This is a genomic window from Lysinibacillus sp. NPDC094177 (assembly GCF_050279145.1).
Taxonomy (GTDB): Bacteria; Bacillota; Bacilli; order Bacillales_A; family Planococcaceae; genus Lysinibacillus.
Map to the genome: position 1 here is coordinate 64,543 of NZ_JBNNTW010000014.1, position 18,441 is coordinate 82,983.

Annotated in this window: 16 protein-coding genes and 1 tRNA gene; 6 read left to right on the plus strand and 11 right to left on the minus strand. The window is 37.5% G+C overall.

The window, feature by feature from the left end:
• Nucleotides 1-120 precede the first annotated feature (120 nt).
• Together ACQKNC_RS18855 and ACQKNC_RS18860 are read left to right on the plus strand one after the other, a co-directional pair.
• Nucleotides 121-3,276, plus strand: coding sequence for an amino acid adenylation domain-containing protein (locus ACQKNC_RS18855; protein WP_427426283.1), 3,156 nt, complete (start codon nucleotides 121-123; stop codon nucleotides 3,274-3,276).
• A gap of 268 nt (nucleotides 3,277-3,544) precedes the next feature.
• A complete protein-coding gene (locus tag ACQKNC_RS18860; RefSeq protein ID WP_427426284.1) occupies nucleotides 3,545-4,261 on the plus strand; it encodes a hypothetical protein in 717 nt (238 codons plus the stop codon).
• A 250-nt stretch (nucleotides 4,262-4,511) separates the two neighbouring features.
• On the opposite strand, the gene groL is transcribed toward ACQKNC_RS18860, so the two are convergent.
• Together groL and groES are read right to left on the minus strand one after the other, a co-directional pair.
• Nucleotides 4,512-6,143 (minus strand): chaperonin GroEL, encoded by a 1,632-nt coding sequence (gene groL, locus ACQKNC_RS18865; RefSeq protein WP_427426285.1) that lies wholly within the window; start codon nucleotides 6,141-6,143, stop codon nucleotides 4,512-4,514.
• A 147-nt stretch (nucleotides 6,144-6,290) separates the two neighbouring features.
• A complete protein-coding gene (groES, locus tag ACQKNC_RS18870) occupies nucleotides 6,291-6,575 on the minus strand; it encodes a co-chaperone GroES (RefSeq protein WP_049667833.1) in 285 nt (94 codons plus the stop codon).
• 178 nt (nucleotides 6,576-6,753) lie between these two features.
• Between groES and ACQKNC_RS18875 the strand changes: the two genes are divergently transcribed.
• Complete coding sequence (locus ACQKNC_RS18875) at nucleotides 6,754-7,515, plus strand: CPBP family intramembrane glutamic endopeptidase (protein ID WP_427426286.1); 762 nt, start codon at nucleotides 6,754-6,756, stop codon at nucleotides 7,513-7,515.
• Between the two features lie 90 nt (nucleotides 7,516-7,605).
• Here ACQKNC_RS18875 and tatC read toward each other — a convergent pair whose 3' ends face one another.
• From tatC to ACQKNC_RS18890, 3 genes are all read right to left on the minus strand, one after another.
• Nucleotides 7,606-8,427: a twin-arginine translocase subunit TatC gene (tatC, locus tag ACQKNC_RS18880; protein WP_427426287.1), complete on the minus strand. Its 822-nt coding sequence runs from the start codon at nucleotides 8,425-8,427 to the stop codon at nucleotides 7,606-7,608.
• A gap of 18 nt (nucleotides 8,428-8,445) precedes the next feature.
• Nucleotides 8,446-8,631 (minus strand): twin-arginine translocase TatA/TatE family subunit, encoded by a 186-nt coding sequence (locus tag ACQKNC_RS18885; protein WP_010857065.1) that lies wholly within the window; start codon nucleotides 8,629-8,631, stop codon nucleotides 8,446-8,448.
• Nucleotides 8,632-8,997: 366 nt separating this feature from the next.
• Nucleotides 8,998-9,633: a redox-sensing transcriptional repressor Rex gene (locus ACQKNC_RS18890; protein ID WP_337988604.1), complete on the minus strand. Its 636-nt coding sequence runs from the start codon at nucleotides 9,631-9,633 to the stop codon at nucleotides 8,998-9,000.
• Between the two features lie 226 nt (nucleotides 9,634-9,859).
• Here ACQKNC_RS18890 and ACQKNC_RS18895 point away from each other — a divergent pair, with 226 nt between their 5' ends.
• On the plus strand, nucleotides 9,860-11,803 hold the full coding sequence (locus ACQKNC_RS18895) for an ATP-binding cassette domain-containing protein (protein WP_427426288.1): 1,944 nt from the start codon (nucleotides 9,860-9,862) through the stop codon (nucleotides 11,801-11,803).
• 561 nt (nucleotides 11,804-12,364) lie between these two features.
• Here ACQKNC_RS18895 and tsaD read toward each other — a convergent pair.
• The 6 genes from tsaD to ACQKNC_RS18925 all read right to left on the minus strand — a co-directional run bounded on the left by tsaD (nucleotide 12,365) and on the right by ACQKNC_RS18925 (nucleotide 15,881).
• A complete protein-coding gene (gene tsaD / locus ACQKNC_RS18900; RefSeq protein ID WP_427426289.1) occupies nucleotides 12,365-13,381 on the minus strand; it encodes a tRNA (adenosine(37)-N6)-threonylcarbamoyltransferase complex transferase subunit TsaD in 1,017 nt (338 codons plus the stop codon).
• Nucleotides 13,381-13,833, minus strand: a complete 453-nt coding sequence (gene rimI / locus ACQKNC_RS18905) for a ribosomal protein S18-alanine N-acetyltransferase (RefSeq protein ID WP_427426290.1) — start codon at nucleotides 13,831-13,833, stop codon at nucleotides 13,381-13,383. Before rimI ends, tsaD begins: the two co-directional genes overlap by 1 nt.
• Nucleotides 13,826-14,533, minus strand: a complete 708-nt coding sequence (gene tsaB, locus ACQKNC_RS18910) for a tRNA (adenosine(37)-N6)-threonylcarbamoyltransferase complex dimerization subunit type 1 TsaB (RefSeq protein ID WP_427426291.1) — start codon at nucleotides 14,531-14,533, stop codon at nucleotides 13,826-13,828. The genes rimI and tsaB overlap by 8 nt, the downstream gene beginning before the upstream one ends.
• Nucleotides 14,530-14,979 carry a tRNA (adenosine(37)-N6)-threonylcarbamoyltransferase complex ATPase subunit type 1 TsaE gene (gene tsaE, locus ACQKNC_RS18915; RefSeq protein WP_427426312.1) on the minus strand — a complete coding sequence of 150 codons (450 nt, stop codon included), beginning with the start codon at nucleotides 14,977-14,979 and terminating at the stop codon, nucleotides 14,530-14,532. Before tsaE ends, tsaB begins: the two co-directional genes overlap by 4 nt.
• Nucleotides 14,980-15,276: 297 nt before the next feature.
• Nucleotides 15,277-15,612 carry a hypothetical protein gene (locus tag ACQKNC_RS18920; RefSeq protein WP_427426292.1) on the minus strand — a complete coding sequence of 112 codons (336 nt, stop codon included), beginning with the start codon at nucleotides 15,610-15,612 and terminating at the stop codon, nucleotides 15,277-15,279.
• 193 nt (nucleotides 15,613-15,805) lie between these two features.
• A tRNA-Asp gene (locus ACQKNC_RS18925) sits at nucleotides 15,806-15,881 on the minus strand.
• Between the two features lie 586 nt (nucleotides 15,882-16,467).
• On the opposite strand from ACQKNC_RS18925, the gene ACQKNC_RS18930 reads away from it, so the two are divergent.
• A complete protein-coding gene (locus tag ACQKNC_RS18930; protein ID WP_427426293.1) occupies nucleotides 16,468-17,391 on the plus strand; it encodes an ABC transporter permease in 924 nt (307 codons plus the stop codon).
• Nucleotides 17,392-17,394: 3 nt separating this feature from the next.
• Nucleotides 17,395-18,429 carry an oligopeptide ABC transporter permease gene (gene opp3C, locus ACQKNC_RS18935; RefSeq protein ID WP_427426294.1) on the plus strand — a complete coding sequence of 345 codons (1,035 nt, stop codon included), beginning with the start codon at nucleotides 17,395-17,397 and terminating at the stop codon, nucleotides 18,427-18,429.
• Nucleotides 18,430-18,441: the final 12 nt, after the last annotated feature.

Here is an 18,441-nt window from a genome sequence, read left to right on the forward strand (position 1 = left end):
GTGAAGTTTTACTGCCAATTATATGCGAGACAAAAATGAAAGGCGCTGTCTTATAAGTAAATTCTGTTTATTGAGAGACTTATAAGACAGCTTCCCTTTTTAAAATAGGAGTTGTAATAATTGAATATAAAACAAGAAATACCACTTTCTCAAATGAAACAACCTGAACGACAAATCTCACCATCTGATCATACACAATTGTTAAACGAAGAGGATTTGTTATTATATTCAACTTTAAATCAAACAAAAGCGTACTATGACAAGAGTAAAACAATACCTGACGCATTTTATCAAGCAGCTAATCAGTTTGCTGACCGAATAGCATTATCATTTGATGGGGGTATGATGACATATCGTCAGCTTAATGAACAATCCAATCAAATTGCACATATGTTAGTTGCCAGTGGTTTGCGAAAAGGTGATAAAGTAGCGATTGTCATGGAACGAAGTAAAGAAACAGTAATTGGTTTGCTAGGCATATTAAAGGCTGGAGGCATATATATCCCCGTTGATCCTAGCTATCCGAAAGAACGTTGTCATTACCTTTTAAACGATACAGGTGCCCCATTCATATTAACAAAAGATGAATATATCCAACTTATTAATGAATTAATACATAATGATTCCCTATCTCGCACCGTCTTTACAATAAATCGGATGGAGATAGCTTTTCCAAAAGAAAATGTTCATATTGACCTTAGTCCAACCGATTTAGCCTATATTATTTATACATCGGGATCGACAGGTCAACCAAAGGGCGTCATGCTCAAGCATGAAGCTGTTATTAACTTGATTACGGATAATCAAAGAATCTACCGGACTACGAAGGCTGACGTATTTTCTCAGTTTATCTCTTACAGTTTTGACCCATCTGTTACGGAAACATTTACTGCTTTCTTTTCAGGTGCAAGATTACATATGCTAACAAGCGTCGAACGTATATCCATTGAGGCATTCGCTGATATGGTTGCACGCGAACAAGTAACGACAGCTACTGTGCCAAATGCATTTTTTACCCAGCTTGCTACACACCTTCCTTTAGAATACCGTGAAAAATTATCGTCACTTAATTATTTGTCAGTTGGCGGAGAAGCTCTAATGCCCGCTGTCGTACAAAGATGGCAAGAAAAATTCGGTACAGCGACTGAGATTATTAACGTTTATGGACCGACTGAATGTACTGTGCTGTCCTCCTATTACAGAGTAAAGGATGTAATAACATATAATCAGGCAAGTATTCCTATCGGTAAGCCAATTGCTAATTATGAGATGTATATTGTTAATAAGGATGGCCAGCTTTGCCCTATTAATGAAATCGGAGAATTATGTATAGCTGGTACTGGTTTAGCAGCAGGTTACTTAAATCAGCCAGAAAAAACCGCTGAGGCATTTATCCCCCATTTATTTAAATCAGATGAATGGATGTATCGAACAGGCGATTTAGTTCGTTTATTGCCTAGTGGCGTTATTGAATTTGTTGGACGTAAAGATTCTCAAATTAAAGTAAGAGGTTTTCGTATTGAGCTAGGAGAAATTGAAACGGTATTAAGCAATCATCCTAGCATTCAAGAAGCCATCATACTTGCGAAGAAAATGACAGATGGTAATAATAGTTTATCCGCCTACTACACTGTATCGAAGGGTAATCAGGTAGAACAAGCTTCGATTAGAGATTTTTTAGCAAGCAATTTACCAGATTATATGGTTCCTGAACGTTTCTTTGAATTACAGGACATGCCATTGTCTCCAACAGGCAAAATTGATCGTAAACAATTAGCTTCAATGGAGGTAACTACATCTCTTAACAGTCCATATGATGCGCCTGAAAACTATATACAACAATTGTTAGCAAATGCTTGGGAGTATGCGCTAGGCATAGAGCGCGTAGGAATTCACGATAACTTCTTCCATATTGGTGGACATTCATTGAAGGTGCTTGAAATTCTTGTACAAGTGAAAAAGCATATTCCATTTTTAAAAATTCAAGATTTCTTCCAACATCAAACCATTGCAGAGCTTGACGATTATATTAGTAGCTATCAACCTGAGGATCATGATCATCAAGAGCAGACAGCTAATTCAATATTGAAGGAACTGATGGAGCCCATTGCTCTCCCCATCTCTCAAACAGTAAAATCATTACCGATGAATACTGTTCTGTTAACTGGGGCAACTGGCTATTTAGGAAGTCATGTGTTATATGAGCTTTTAATGAAAACAAGTGCGCATATCTTCTGCCTCATTCGACCAAATGCACAAATATCACTTGAAGAAAAGCTAATGGAAAGTATGCTATTCTATTTTGAAAATGATATAGATGTCCTTATGGAAAATCGAGTAACAGTTATTCAAGGAGACTTGGGGAAACGTGGCCTTAATTTATCTATGAAGGATGAGCAGACAATTATTGCAGAAATTGATGCGATTATTCACTGTGGAGCAGATGTAAGGCATTTTGGCTCAACAGATCATTTTAATGATGTAAACGTTGAAGGTACGAAATATTTGCTTGAACTAGCAAAGAGCAAACAAGGTATCCATTTCCACTATGTATCAACATTAGGTATTCCAGAGGAACTTGCTGCACATCAATGGGGCCCCAATGAAGCACAAGGTAACTTTAATTATGATATTAAGCTCGAGAATGTTTATACTCAAAGTAAGCTTGAGGCTGAGAATCTTGTTCGAAATGCAATAAACGATCAAATTCCAATTTCAATCTATCGTGTTGGAAATTTAACTTGTCATTCCGTCACAGGGAAATTCCAACGTAATATAGACGATAATGCTTTTTACCGAATGATTAAGTCTATGCTTTACTTAGGTAAGACACCAACAGCTAATTGGCATGTAGATTTTACACCGATTAATTATGCTAGCCAAGCATTAGTAGCTCTAGCTTGCCAACCAACATCAAACGGACAAATATTCCACCTGTGTAATCCTGTTCCTCTAACCTATCTAGATTTTATCAAAATGCTGAAGGACCTCGACTATGAGTTAGACATTGTAACTGCACAGGAGTATACGGACTGGCTATTACATAGTGAGCATTCTGAGGAAACGAAAGAATATTTATCTTTAGCCATTGCACAGCTCGAAGGTGATGGAGCAAGTGATTCACCGTTTGTCTTTAATAGCAAAAAAACGCAGGAATTTTTAGCGAATACTGATATCACATGCGAAGCTCCTAATCCAGCTTTTATTCGTAATATGATGAATTATGGTATTAAAATAGGCTATTTTCCTGAGCCAATGCCTGTCGGAGTTCGATAATTCCAGGATTACAACGATGGGTAATTAGATCAGTAGTACAACCTAGGCTAGGTTGTACTACTTTTTTATTAAAAAAAAAGTAAATCAATTATGTCACGGCATAAATGCGTCCGGAATCGGCTTTGTGCTAAAGCCTGCAAATGTTTTTTGCGCGAAAGCGTAGCGGGCGGCAGCGGCAACAACACGATGCAAGTCCATGTTTATCAAAATTTTGAGAATACTACATATTTCCTCATTTAATGAACAAAGTATGTAGAGAGGTGAATCTATGTGTAACGTAAAAAAAATATCTTTATGTATGATTACCCTAATATTATTTAATTTGAACATTGTATCTTCTTACGATGCTGAAGAACCAAATAGATTTTATGGGCTTAAAGCAAAAATAAAAGGCCTAGAGAATCGTTTGAATAGTCTTGAGCCGATAAAACCTCAAACAATTGCTGACCCTCCTTTTCCAGAATTATCTCTCCCATCAAAATTTGATACACTTTCACATGTGATAGAGAATGGCGCTAAAATTCCTTATGATGTTATCATCAATAACCCTGGCTATCGGAGACCCGCTTATGAAGAATATTGGCATAGCTCAATCGGTCGGTGGAGCTATGTCCCAACTAGAATTCATTATGCACTACATCGACTATTTACGAATTACGATGTTGCTCTTTCAGATTGGTATGACTTTGAACAAAATATGGGGTTCACGATTCCAACATTTCAACATAAAACTGATTTAGATTTATATATTGTCACGTTCCAAGCTGATATTATAGCAGTTTATACGTTGGGAAATCAGGTGGTCGTTGTTGGAAGCCCAAGAAGAATTGGTGCTCAAGTGATTACTATAAAAACAAGCGCTATACATCCCACGAATAACGAAGAATCTTTACTTGTACAATTATCCACTCAAGCAGGAGAAGAAATCGATTATTCTCTTATCTCTTATATTCCTCCTGATTTTAGGTTGAAGCAAAAAGAATAAGTCTAAAGCTCTTTTTCGGGGTTTTATTAGCTTTATCAGCGGTTGTCGGAGGTTTATCAGCGATTTTGCTATTTTTATCAGCGATTGTTGGGATTTTATCAGCGATTTTGCTATTTTTATCAGCGATTGTCGGAGGTTTATCAGCGATTGTCCATATTTTATCAGCGATTCACTGAAAAATATTCGCTAAAGCATAAAAAAATCACTTCTCAAATTTGAGAAGTGATTTTTATTTGGCTGGAGCCGTAGATTACATCATTCCACCCATGCCGCCCATACCAGACATATCTGGCATTGCTGATGCTGGTTCTGGGATGTCTGCTACAACTGCTTCTGTTGTTAAGAATAGAGCTGCTACAGATGCTGCGTTTTGTAGAGCTGAGCGAGTTACTTTTGCTGGGTCTACTACGCCCGCTTCAATCATGTTTACCCATTCGCCAGTTGCAGCGTTGAAGCCTACACCGATTTCTTCGCGTTTTAGACGATCTACGATAATTGAGCCTTCAAGACCCGCGTTGTTTGCGATTTGACGAACTGGTTCTTCTAAAGCACGTAGAACAATTTTAATACCAGTTGCTACGTCGCCGTCTTCTACATTTGCAACTTTTTCAACTGCTGCATATACGTTAAGAAGTGCCGTACCACCACCTGATACGATTCCTTCTTCAACTGCTGCACGAGTTGAGTTAAGAGCATCTTCAATGCGAAGTTTGCGTTCTTTTAGTTCTGTTTCTGTTGCAGCACCAACTTTGATTACTGCTACACCACCTGCTAATTTTGCAAGGCGTTCTTGTAATTTTTCTTTATCGAATTCTGAAGTTGTTTCAGCAAGTTGAGCACGGATTTGACCAATACGGCCTTCGATTGCATCTGCACCGCCAACACCTTCTACGATTGTTGTATTGTCTTTTGTAACAACAACTTTTGCAGCGCGACCAAGTGATGTAATATCAGCTGATTTAAGGTCTAAGCCTAATTCTTCTGTAATTACTTGACCACCTGTTAAAATTGCGATATCTTCAAGCATTGCTTTACGACGATCACCAAATCCTGGAGCTTTAACCGCTACCGCATTGAATGTACCGCGAAGTTTGTTTACTACAAGTGTTGCAAGAGCTTCACCTTCAACATCTTCAGCGATGATTAACAGTGGACGACCTTGTTGTACCACTTGTTCTAATAATGGTAATACTTCTTGAATGTTTGTAATTTTTTTATCAGTAATTAGAATGAATGGGTTGTCTAATACAGCTTCCATTTTTTCTGTATCTGTTACCATGTAGTGTGATGCATAGCCACGGTCGAATTGCATACCTTCAACTACATCAAGCTCAGTTGTGAAGCCTTTAGATTCTTCAATAGTAATAACACCATCGTTACCCACACGTTCCATTGCTTCTGCAATTAATTGACCTACTTCATCATCAGCAGCAGAGATAGCCGCAACCTGTGCGATCTCCTCTTTGTTGCTTACTGGGCGAGAAATAGCATGTAATTCTGTAAGGGCTGCTGCAACTGCTTTGTCGATCCCTTTACGAATACCTACAGGGTTTGCACCAGCTGTTACGTTTTTCAAGCCTTCACGAATAATTGCTTGAGCTAATACTGTTGCAGTCGTTGTACCGTCACCAGCGATTTCGTTTGTTTTAGAAGCAACTTCTGCTACTAATTTTGCACCCATGTTTTCATATGGGTTTTCTAGTTCGATTTCTTTTGCAATTGTTACACCGTCATTTGTAATAAGTGGTGAACCGAATTTTTTTTCTAAAACTACGTTACGACCTTTAGGCCCTAGAGTAATTTTTACTGCGTTTGCTAATTTATCTACACCTTGTAGCATTAATGAACGAGCGTCTTCTGAGAATTTAATATCTTTTGCCATTTGAATTTACCCTCCTGAAATGGAATATTCGTTAAGCTTCATCAATATATTTATAGAAATTTCGCCATATTGTCATCGTCATCAACCCATTTGTTTATCTGTGACGATCACTAAAGGCATTTACTTTAATCAAGCTAAAATATTAATTTATTCAATAATTGCAAGAATATCGCTTTCGCGTAAAATTAGGTATTCATTACCTTCATATTTAACTTCTGTACCAGAGTATTTTGAGAAAATAATGCGGTCGTCAACTTTAACGTCAAGCTCTACACGTTGCCCGTTCTCTAATATACGACCTGTCCCAACTGCTACAACTTTACCTTCTTGCGGTTTTTCTTTTGCAGAGTCTGGCAGTACAATACCGAATGCAGATTTTTCTTCTACCTCGATTAGTTCGATTACAATACGATCTCCTAGTGGTCTTAACAAGTGAAACAACCTCCTATTAATAAAATGTATGTTCAAGCGTTTTTAGCACTCTATACAGACGAGTGCTAACACAATTATTATGATAATCAATCGCACTTTTTTTTGCAAGTCAGAACTACGAAAAATTTTGTTTTCTTTCCATATTCCTCTACAATAGAATAGAAAGGTAGCATAATGAATGGAAAGGATTTTGACTGTGAATAATTCTAAAAAAATAAAACATAAAAAAACAGCCCTTTATGTTTTATTGATCTATATTCTCATGCAAATATCAGGTAGATGGCTGGCACAACCGTTTCACAAGCTTGTTATGAGTACAACCGGTTTACCTAGTGAGCAAGCTGCTCCACTTACGCAAGGCTGGTATATTGCACTTAGCTTTGCCATTGCATTAATTCTAAGCTTAATCATAACATCTCGAGATAAAGCGTTTTGGGATATTTATCAAGGAAAGAAAGAAACTATACCACTATCAATTATGTGGGGAATTATTGGTTTCTTCCTAGTTTTTATTGGCCAAATGATTGGCGCAGCTATCGAAATGGCTATATTCGGTATCCAAGGTGGGTCGCAAAACACAGCTGATATTGTAGCTATTGCAAAAGGTGCTCCTATTGCGATATTAGCAATTGTCGTATTTGGACCAATATTAGAAGAGTTCGTCTTCCGCCGTGTTATTTTTGGATCGCTTGTCCAAACAACTAATTTCTGGGTAGCCGGTATAGTAAGCGCAATTTTCTTCGCACTTATTCATTTCGACTTCTCACACATCTTGCTTTATACAATCTGCGGATTGATTTTTGCCTTCTTATATCACAAAACAAAACGTATTTGGACGTCCATTATCGCCCATGTCATGCTGAATGGTTTTGTGACACTTGTACAATTGTATGCAGAACCATTGCAAAAGTTTCTTGAACAACTAGAAAAAATGCAATAAAAATCAGTGGAAGTTTTTCTCCCACTGATTTTCAGGTAGATATAACTACGAAAAAGCTCGATGCTTCTAATTAGCATCGAGCTTCTATTTTTATTGATTCAATTCTTCGATTTGACGTCGCTGCTGTTCAAGTGCCTCTTCGACCTGGCGTTTTTGTTCAGCTTCTTGTTCTTCCTTCATTCGCATTTCCTCTGATTTTAAGTATTTCTTATAGCCAACACGGGAAATCATAATGCTAATTTCATAAAGCATAAATAACGGTACTGAAACCATTAAGTGTGAAGCTAATTCAGGTGGTGCGATTAGAGCAGCACACACAAATAAACCAAAGTATGAGTACTTACGAATACGAATTAGTAACTCAGGCGATAGAATCCCAATACGTGAAAAGAACAAGACGACGATAGGTAATTGAAAAAGAAAACCAAAAGGTATTGTAAGCTTAAATAAAAACGAAAAATATTCATGTATGCCAATCGTTTGCTGAATTTCTAATTCATTTGATAAATTCATCATAAACTTTATGACGTAAGGGAATAGTAAAAAATATGAAAAAGATAGCCCTGCTAAAAACAATATAAACGAATACGGGATATAGCTTAAGGTTGCTTTTCGTTCCACTTCCCTTAATCCGGGGCTAATAAATGCCCACAATTGATACATCAATACCGGAGAAGATAGGATAAATGCTATTAAAAAAACGACTTGGATATAAATTGCAAGTGGTGTTACTACATCAAACGCATGAAGCTCTATATTATAATTCGCTCCAGTAGTTTGAAGGTATTTAACAAGCGGTTTCGCAACAAAAAAGCCGCCAGCCATAGCGAGAACAAAGAAAACGGCAACAATGAAAAGCCGTTTTCTTAATTCTTCTATATGCTGAATGACAGTTAGATCTTTTGGATTCATTCCTCAAACATCCTAACTTTACTTATCTAGTTCTTTCTTTTTCTTGTCATCATCATCTTCGTCGGCTAATCCTTTAGTAGCATTTTTGAATTCACGTAATGTTGAACCAAATGCTTTACCAAGCTCCGGTAACTTCTTAGGACCGAAAATTAGTAATGCGACAATTCCGATAATAATGAGGCTCATAGGACCAATACCACCCATTAAAGCCACCTCCTCTTTATATCCATCATTTTAACGCATATTTCGCCATTTTGCTAACTAATAATATGTGAAAGTTTTTAGTCACTCTCGCATTTTACTTCATACTTATTTTACAGAAATTGTGAGAGCTATACTATCAATTATGCCTCGGCATAATTGCGTCCGGAATCGGCTTTGTGCTTGGGCCTGCACGAGTGCCGACACGATGTCGGTCATTTCGGTAATGCCACAGGACGTGGCGTTTTTACCGATGCAGGTCAGTTAGCCGTTATCGCATGGATGCGATGATTTTAGGCTAACACCCACTAAGCACTCCTTTCTGATTTCCGTGACATCCGCTGAAAGAAGTTAAATTATGTACAATTATCACTCTTCCTGATTACGAATTAAATAAATAAGCGCCTGTAATTCTACTGATAAATCGATTGTTAAAAGTTGCATTTTATCTGGTACAGTAATACGCTCTGGCGTAAAGTTCAAAATTCCTTTTGCATTCATTGCCGCTAATCTATCAGCCATTTTCTGTGCGGAACGTGGTGAAACTGTTAAAATTGCAAGCTCCGCTCCATATTCTGCATATTTTTCTTCCAATAAATCAGGATGAAAAACAGGAATATTGCTAATCATCTTACCTTCCTTCGGGGCCTTTGAATCAAATGCCACAACGATATGAGTATTATGATTTTTTTGAAAATTATATTTTAATAAAGCACTACCTAAATTACCTACACCAATTAACGCTACTTTTGTCGCTTCATGTTGATCGAGCGTTTGACTAAAAAATTTTAAGAGATGCTGCACATCATAGCCGTATCCCTTTTTCCCTAGAGCACCAAAATAAGAAAAATCACGGCGAATAGTTGCAGAATCAATTTTCATCGCTTCACTCAGTTCTTTCGATGAAATGCGCTCCATGCCTTCTTGTGCAAAGTTTTGGATAAATCGATAGTAAAGAGGAAGTCTTTTTGTAGTGGCTTGTGGAATTTTTAATTCTTGTTTCAAACTTTTTCCTCCTTATATGTATCAAATAGCATGATACATACTTAATTAACTATTTACTAAGTTTATAATATTCTCTGGAGTATTTCCCTTTAGTTAATGGCGCTTTTACGCCACTAACTAAAGGGAAATCGTTTCAATCTTACATGACAGCTTAGCATAAGTAAAGCCTCGACATTGCAAGCGAATCGCTCATCTATTACACTAAGGAAGAATTGAGGTGTCAAGAATGATTGTTTTACAGGTCAATCAACTATATAAATCCTTCCTTGCAGATGAAATTTTAAGTGGCGTAAAATTAGAGGTTCAACATCGTGACCGCGTTGCATTAGTAGGTCGTAACGGTGCTGGTAAGTCCACTTTACTTAAAATAATTGCTGGTCAAATGTCATATGACTCTGGCGATATAATTATCCCTAAAGGTGTACAAATTGGATATTTAGAGCAACATGCTGGATTAAATTCAACATTGTCGATTTGGGATGAAATGATGACAATTTTTGAACCGCTTATTGCACAAGAACAAGCACTACGGTCACTAGAACAACAAATGGCTGATCCCACTGTTTATGAGAATTCTACTTTATATGCAAAAATAATGTCTGAATACGATCATTTACAGCATACTTTTAAGGATGCGGGTGGCTATCAATATGAATCTGATACACGTTCTGTGCTTCATGGCATGCAGTTTTATCCTGAGGATTACCAAAAGCCAATTAGCTCACTATCAGGGGGACAACGAACTCGGTTAGCACTCGCTAAACTTCTTTTAAGTAAACCTGACCTATTAATACTCGATGAACCTACTAACCATTTGGATATTGAAACCCTCTCTTGGTTGGAATCATATTTAAAAGGCTATGAAGGGGCTATTCTAATTGTTTCCCATGACCGCTACTTCTTAGACCAGGTTGTTTCCATTGTCTACGAAGTCTCTCGTCATCGTGTCACAAAATATACAGGCAATTATAGTACCTATTTAGATGAAAAAGCGAAAAATTATGAGCGTGATTTAAAGCTATATGAACGACAACAAGATGAGAAAGCCAAGCTTGAGGAATTTATTCAAAAAAATATTGCTCGTGCTTCTACTACTAAAATGGCACAAAGTCGTCGTAAAATGCTTGAACGTACAGAATGGATGGATTCCCCTGATGGCGATGAAAAGTCAGCAAGCTTCGGTTTTACAATTGAACGTCAAAGTGGTAATGATGTATTATCTATTGATGACTTAGCGATTGGTTATGGTGATAAGAAAATATCAAGTGGCATCACATTACGTACTTTCCGCGAAGATCGAATTGCATTAGTTGGACCAAATGGTGTTGGTAAATCAACTTTATTAAAAACGATTGTCAAAGATTTGCTACCGCTCTCTGGAGAGATTCGCTATGGTACAAATGTTCAAATTGGTTATTATGATCAAGAGCAGGCAAAGTTATCGAGCAATAAAAGTGTTCTAAAAGAGCTATGGGATGAATGGCCATTAATGAATGAAAAAGATATTCGCTCGGTGCTTGGCCGTTTCTTATTCAGTGGAGAAGAAGTAGATAAAACTGTGTCGTCTTTATCTGGTGGAGAAAAAGCTAGACTAGCATTAGCTAAGTTGATGATGCAAAAAGCAAATTTCTTAATTCTCGATGAGCCTACCAATCACTTAGACTTAGATAGTAAAGAGATACTTGAAAACGCACTTATCGATTATCCTGGAACGCTCTTATTTGTATCGCATGACCGATATTTCATCAATCGAATCGCTACTAAAGTAATCGATCTATCTGGCGATGGTTCCTTTGAATACTTAGGTGACTATGATTATTATCTTGAGAAGAAACAAGAGCTATTAGAAATTGCACAAATGAAGGCTGCTGCTCAACCGCAAGTACAAGCTGATGTACTTGAGAAGATATCTACCTCTAAAATTGATAAAGAAGCTAAAAAACGGGAGCGCCAAATTAGACGCATGCTTGAAGAACTAGAGGGGAAAATGCAACAAGCGAATCTCGAAATAGCTCGATTAGAAGAAGCCCTTTGCGATCCCGAGATTTTCACAGACCATGAAAAAATTACACAGCTTCAAGATGAACTATCAACTGCTAAGGAACAATTCGAGTTATTTGAAATGGAATGGCTTGAGCTAAGTGAAGAACTTGAAAATATTATTATATAACATCCCTCTGGAGTGGAATATAACTTGTAAAGCCATGTGCCTTGTCGCATGGCTTTTTACTTTACTCGCCTTGATTTTTCATATATATTGGTCAAGTGCTATTTTTCGACAAAAAATGCCCACAGCTTTATACACACAATAAATCTAGTAATATCAACATATCAACAGACTTTTCCACATTGTCCACAATTTAAAATTATTTTATCCACATCAATTTGTGCAAAACAGGCTACTATATATTGAATAATCACAAGTTATGCACAAGTTATCAACATTTTGTGCATAAGTACGAATGTTCGATGTTTTAATTGCTCTTTACCTGTGGATAATTTTCTGAAAAATTTGTCAACTTATCAGATCTAATTTTCTTATAAACAATGTTTTCTCAACATTTTTTTCACAAAAGCAAAAAGAGGTATTTTAGAATCCAATCTAAAACACCTCTTTACTATAATCAATTATGCCTCAGCATAATTGCGTCCGAAATCGGCTTTGTGCTTGCACAAAGAACTCCTTTCCGATTTTGTGACATCCGCCGGAGGCTTTAACTTCTGAAAGAAGTTAAACCCAGGATTTTAACTCCATACCTGGGCGACCGTTCATTGATAAATTACCGCGAATACCTGCTTCAAACATTGGTGTTGCTGCTGCCCCTATCATAGCGGCATTATCTGTACACAACTTTAATGGTGGCACATAAAACGGGATACCTTCTTCCGCAAATACAGAATCAAGTGATGTACGTAAGCCCTTATTTGCCGCTACACCTCCCGCTGCAATAACCTGTTTCACTTTATATTCGCGAGCTGCCCGTAATGTTTTCGCAGTTAACACTTCAACTACACTATCCTGAAATCCTTTGGCAACGGCAGTCGGACAAATTTCTTCACCACGTTGATCCATATTATGTTTGTAATTAATAACCGCTGATTTCAAGCCGCTAAAGCTAAAATCATAAGAATCTTCCTCTAACCACACTCTTGGGAAGGATACAGCCTCATCTCCCTCATGGGCTAACTTATCAATTCGCGGACCACCTGGATACGGTAAGTCTAAAACACGCGCAACTTTATCATAAGCTTCTCCTGCCGCATCATCTCTCGTCTCACCGATGACTTCAAAAGAGCCATGTTCTTTCATATAAACTAGCTCTGTATGGCCACCCGATACAACAAGTGCTAATAATGGGAATTCCATTGGCTGCACGAGTGCATTGGCATATATGTGTCCTGCTATATGATGTACACCGATAATCGGTAAATTATTGGCAAATGCAAAGGCCTTCGCGGCATTAATCCCAATTAACAATGCACCTACAAGACCAGGACCCTCAGTAACTGCCACAGCATCTAAATCAGCTGGCTTCATATTTGCCTGTGCTAATGCTTCTTCTATAACTATTGTAATTTGCTCAACATGATGACGAGATGCGATTTCAGGTACAACTCCACCAAATCGTTTATGACTTTCTATTTGAGAAGCAACCACATTTGAAACAATTTCAGAGCCATTTCGAATAACCGCTGCTGCTGTTTCATCACAGCTCGATTCTATTGCTAATATCATTCGATCTTCCATTATAAATTCACCCACATGACAAGGGCATCCTCCCCGTTATCTGTATAATAGCCTTTACGTATGCCACCATCTTGAAAATCAAGCTTTCGATAAAGATTTTGAGCAACTGTATTTGTTACTCGTACCTCTAAACTCATAACTTCCATAGTATGATCACTAGCAATACGCATTGCCTCTCGCATTAAACCTTCCCCAATGCCGCGACCTCGAGCAGCCTCTATAACAGCAACATTCGTAATTTGCGCCGCGTCTATAACCATCCACATTCCACAAAAACCGATAATATTATTATATTCATCTATAGCTAGCACATAATGTGCATACTGATTTTCATGCACTTCATAATAAAAAGAATCTAACGTCCATGGTGTAGGAAATGTAGCAAGCTCAATTTCATACACTACTGGGACATCTTCAGATACCATTTTACGATATGTTACATTACTACTCATGTGCCTTCTCCTTTTGTTCCTTCAGCCAATTCGCCTCCGCCTCTGCAATACGTTTGTATTGCGGGACAAAATGATGCACTACATCCACACTTGGTAGCTCTACTTTCGTTGCTAACCGAACTGTTTCACTTGCTCGTGGTAAATCATTACTAGAAGATGTGCGTTGCGCATAATCACCTAGCACCTCTACGATTTTATGCCAAAAAACATCTACATCTACTCCAACAAATAAAACCGGTGCCTCTAAAGCCTGCAAACGCTCTAACAAGCCATCAATATGATCGTGATAATCATCAATAATCGCTTCAAGCCCATAACCTTTGTAAACAGCCGTATAAACATTTCCTCTTCGCGCATCAAAAATAGGACAAATAAACCCATCATATAGTGATGCATTTGCAGCCAATGACTTTAAGCTAGATATTCCAACTAAAGGCTTTTTAAGTGTCCATGCTAATGTTTTAGCAAGCGTCACACCTATTCGTACACCGGTATAAGAACCGGGTCCTTCTGATACAGCAATCGCATCCAACTCACTTGGTTGTAAGCCAGCCTTTGCTAGCACTTCTTCAATGGCTGGCATAGCACCTGCTGAATGTGTTAATTTTATATTTTGTACAATCTCTGCGATCACTTTTCCATCCCTTATTACAGCAATAGAAAGTGGTGCATTCGCTGTTTCTATCCCTAACCAAATCATTTCATTAGCTCCTCACATAATGCCTCATATCGCTTGCCAAGAGGTGTTAATACAAATCGTCGTTGATTTTCTCCAATTCGGTAAATCTCTATTCCAAGACGCTCCTGGGGTAAATCCTGTTCAATCAAATGAGCCCACTCTACAACTGACACCGCATCACTATAAAATAGTTCGTCCCATCCAAGATCCTCATCGCTTTCTGCTAAACGATAAACATCTAAATGATTAAATGGTAAACGCCCCTCATATTGCTTTACAATCGTAAATGTCGGGCTATTGACCGTTCTCTTCACGCCAAGTCCCTTCGCTAATGCTTTCGTAAATGTCGTCTTACCTGCGCCCAAATCACCCTCTAATGTAATTGTATCCTGGGCTTCTAGTAAGCTTGCTAGCTTCAACGCAAAATGTTCAGTATCATCAAGTGAATTCATTATTTTTTCATACATCATCTCTTTTTCCTCTCCTAGCTCCATTACTTCTAGTTTACCGAAACAAGCGTAAATGTTCAAAACATCCAATGGAATTCAAAAAAACAATTACACCTTGGCGTAATTGTTTCAGCTTGTCGACAAAATATTAATTACTGTGTATTTAATAAACGAAGATATTTTCACTCCAAGTAGTACAAGTTATGGGGTGAGTCGTAAGTTGAATCTACTAATCAATTGTGCCTTGGCTAAATCACCGTTAGCGTTATTAAACTATGTGCTGAATAAAGATAAAACCACTTATTAAAAATGAGCTTATTTTTTATGCCCCTTTATCTCAGTAACCTCTTTATCAACCACTTTATCATCTTTAAATCGTACTATATATGTTTTTGTCATAAGTATTTCATCATTCCAGCGGTATTGATCTTTTTCTACTTTGTCCCCTGCTCCTCCTGCAATTTTCACCACTTCCATATATGACATACCTTCTTTTAATTTTTCAAATTCTGTTTCATTCATATTTTTCTGCCAATGGTACGCATTGGACTCTTCTATGTCTAAAATAGGATCTCCACAACCTGCTAGTATTACAATAGCACCTATAAGTATGCTTATATTCATACGTTTTATGTAAAAATAATTTCGCATGCTAACACCTCCAAATTCTTCATACGAGAAGAATCGATAAAATAGTCACTCTTATTAACGAGCTAAAAATCTATGGATACACCAACAAATATTATAGAACCAATTTTATTGATATCCCTAATTTCCTTATATTAACAATAAAAAAAGTTCTTATGATTTAAAAGCATCATAAGAACTATATTATCGTTTATAATGGCGGTCCCGACCGGGATCGAACCGGCGATCTCCTGCGTGACAGGCAGGCATGTTAACCGCTACACCACGGGACCTCTCTAAGACATCTATAAATATATCATAAGTAAATGTCACATGCAATACTTTTTTCATATTTTATAAGCTTTTCACCAAAATATATACTTGATTTCACATTCCACTGCCATAGGACGCTTTCAGCGGGCATGACCTAGCCTTCTCGTCGTTCATACTTTGCTCTTATGAGGACAGCAGAGAGCCTTATTCTGTGACGAAAGCAACGCAACCGAAGAACTCGCCTCCCTCCGCCCCAAGTACTTTGATACCAATCTACTTTTTTAATCAAGAACGGATTAAATGTTAATTCTTTGGCTCATCACCAAAAGTTGTGGATGACATTTTTTAAAATATATGCCCTGTATATTAGTTGATTGGAGTGAGGACGGGGCGACTCCTTGGGGATCAGTGCTCATCGGACGCCCCCAGGAAGCTTTGCTCTGCGCGAAAGCGAAGCGGCAGCGATAAAAGCACCCAGTCGGAACGGAAATCAACCACACACTATGGTGATGATCCAATTCTTCGATGATTCTCCATCTTTTGGCATCGATATTGCAAATAAATTAAATAGATTCAACAAAACTATTTCATAAGGAGGTCGTTTCAATGATTCGGTACATCTTAACTCGAATCGGCTACATGATAATTACGTTATTTATTATCATTTTGCTTTCATTTTTGCTTATGAAGGCATTACCCGGTTCTCCATTTAATGATGAACGCTTACCTGAAACACAAAAAGAACTACTTTACAAAAAATACGGTCTAGATAAACCGGTACCTATCCAATTCGGTATTTACTTAACAAATCTTGTACAAGGGGATTTAGGTATTTCATTTGTTCTTGATAATCGTCCGGTTACAAAAATCATTCAAGAACGTATCGGCGCCTCTGCCATTCTAGGATTTCAAGCCGTTACTGTCGGTACTTTAATAGGCTTACTGTTAGGTATCGTAGCGGCACTAAGACACAATACCATTATAGATTACGGGGCTACCGTTTTAGCTGTGCTCGGTATCTCCATTCCTTCCTTTGTATTTGCAGGCTTTTTACAATATTGGGTTGGTGTCAAACTAGGCTGGCTACCAATCGCCTTTTGGAATGGTTTTGAATACTCAATCTTACCAACAATCGCTTTAGCGGTCGGTGTTGTTGCAACAATTGCCCGTTTTACACGAATTGAAATGTTAGAAGTACTCAATCAAGAATATATCTTAACAGCAAGATCAAAAGGACTGTCGAATCCCTATATCATTACAAAGCATGGAATTCGAAATGCGCTGATCCCAATCATTACTATTATCGGACCATTAACAGTTAATACGATTACTGGCTCACTTGTTATTGAAAAAATTTTCAGTATCCCTGGGTTAGGAGAGCAATTTGTTAACTCCATTATTACGAATGATTACCAACTTATTATGGGAACCACAATCTTTTATGCTGTTCTTTTTGTAAGCGTTATCTTGGTTATTGATATTTTATACGGATTCATTGACCCTCGAATTCGTGTTACAGGAGGCGAGTAATTTATGACAACAAAAGTAACTGAGAATGCAACGGTAAAAAAATATCCTCCTGATTTATTTGAGCCTGCCTCTCAAAGTGAATTTATCGATGATTTTAGGTATCGTCCTGAACAATCATTTTGGCAAGATGCATGGCTTGGTTTACGCAAAAATAAAGCAGCCATTGTTGGTTTATGTATTATTATCCTCGTTATTTTTCTAGCTATTTTTGGTCCATTTATGAATAGTCATGGCTACGATGAACAAAATATTGCGCGTACAAATTTACCACCAAAAGTTCCTGTTCTTGAGAATATTTCATTCTTAGGTTTGAACGGTGTTGATAGTCGTGGCGTTGACCAATACGAAGCAAAAGGTATAAGTGAATATTTTTGGTTTGGTACAGATGAATTAGGTCGGGATTTATGGACACGTATTTGGCAGGGTACACGTATCTCTCTTTATATTGCTTTTTTAGCGGCAACTATTGATTTAATTATAGGGGTTGCTTACGGTGCTATTTCAGCATTTTACGGTGGTCGCACTGATAATATCATGCAACGTATTATTGAAGTGTTAGTTGGTATCCCTGGGCTAATTATTAATATTCTTCTCATTCTTATTTTAAAACCAGGAATCATTTCTATTACTATTGCAATGGTTATCGTCGGGTGGATTAGTATGGCTCGTATCGTACGAGCACAAATACTAAAGCTAAAAACATATGAGTTTGTTCTTGCTTCTAGGACGCTCGGTGCTAGTAACCAACGCTTGATTTGGAAACATTTAATTCCTAATACACTAGGTCCGATTATTGTAGCTACTACTTTTACCATTCCAGGAGCTATCTTTACTGAAGCATTACTAAGTTTTATCGGCCTAGGACTACAGCCACCAACTGCTTCCTTAGGAACGATTGTTAATGATTCTTATAAATTATTACGTATTTATCCACATGGCATGATTTTTTCATCCATTGTCATTAGCTTAATTATGATTAGCTTTAATTTACTTGGTGATGGACTGCGTGATGCATTCGATCCAAAAACACGTAAATAAGGAGGGGTGCGA

Bases quoted from the DNA above. Each gene is read 5' to 3' on its own strand.
- ACQKNC_RS18920 (WP_427426292.1), bottom strand. From the start codon at position 15,612: ATGCGAAATTATTTTTACATAAAACGTATGAATATAAGCATACTTATA.
- tatC (WP_427426287.1), bottom strand. From the start codon at position 8,427: ATGAATCCAAAAGATCTAACTGTCATTCAGCATATAGAAGAATTAAGA.
- ACQKNC_RS18895 (WP_427426288.1), top strand. From the start codon at position 9,860: ATGATTGTTTTACAGGTCAATCAACTATATAAATCCTTCCTTGCAGAT.
- ACQKNC_RS18860 (WP_427426284.1), top strand. From the start codon at position 3,545: ATGTGTAACGTAAAAAAAATATCTTTATGTATGATTACCCTAATATTA.
- rimI (WP_427426290.1), bottom strand. From the start codon at position 13,833: ATGAGTAGTAATGTAACATATCGTAAAATGGTATCTGAAGATGTCCCA.
- tsaE (WP_427426312.1), bottom strand. From the start codon at position 14,979: ATGTATGAAAAAATAATGAATTCACTTGATGATACTGAACATTTTGCG.
- ACQKNC_RS18885 (WP_010857065.1), bottom strand. From the start codon at position 8,631: ATGGGTGGTATTGGTCCTATGAGCCTCATTATTATCGGAATTGTCGCA.
- opp3C (WP_427426294.1), top strand. From the start codon at position 17,395: ATGACAACAAAAGTAACTGAGAATGCAACGGTAAAAAAATATCCTCCT.
- groL (WP_427426285.1), bottom strand. From the start codon at position 6,143: ATGGCAAAAGATATTAAATTCTCAGAAGACGCTCGTTCATTAATGCTA.
- tsaB (WP_427426291.1), bottom strand. From the start codon at position 14,533: ATGATTTGGTTAGGGATAGAAACAGCGAATGCACCACTTTCTATTGCT.
- ACQKNC_RS18930 (WP_427426293.1), top strand. From the start codon at position 16,468: ATGATTCGGTACATCTTAACTCGAATCGGCTACATGATAATTACGTTA.
- ACQKNC_RS18875 (WP_427426286.1), top strand. From the start codon at position 6,754: ATGGAAAGGATTTTGACTGTGAATAATTCTAAAAAAATAAAACATAAA.
- tsaD (WP_427426289.1), bottom strand. From the start codon at position 13,381: ATGGAAGATCGAATGATATTAGCAATAGAATCGAGCTGTGATGAAACA.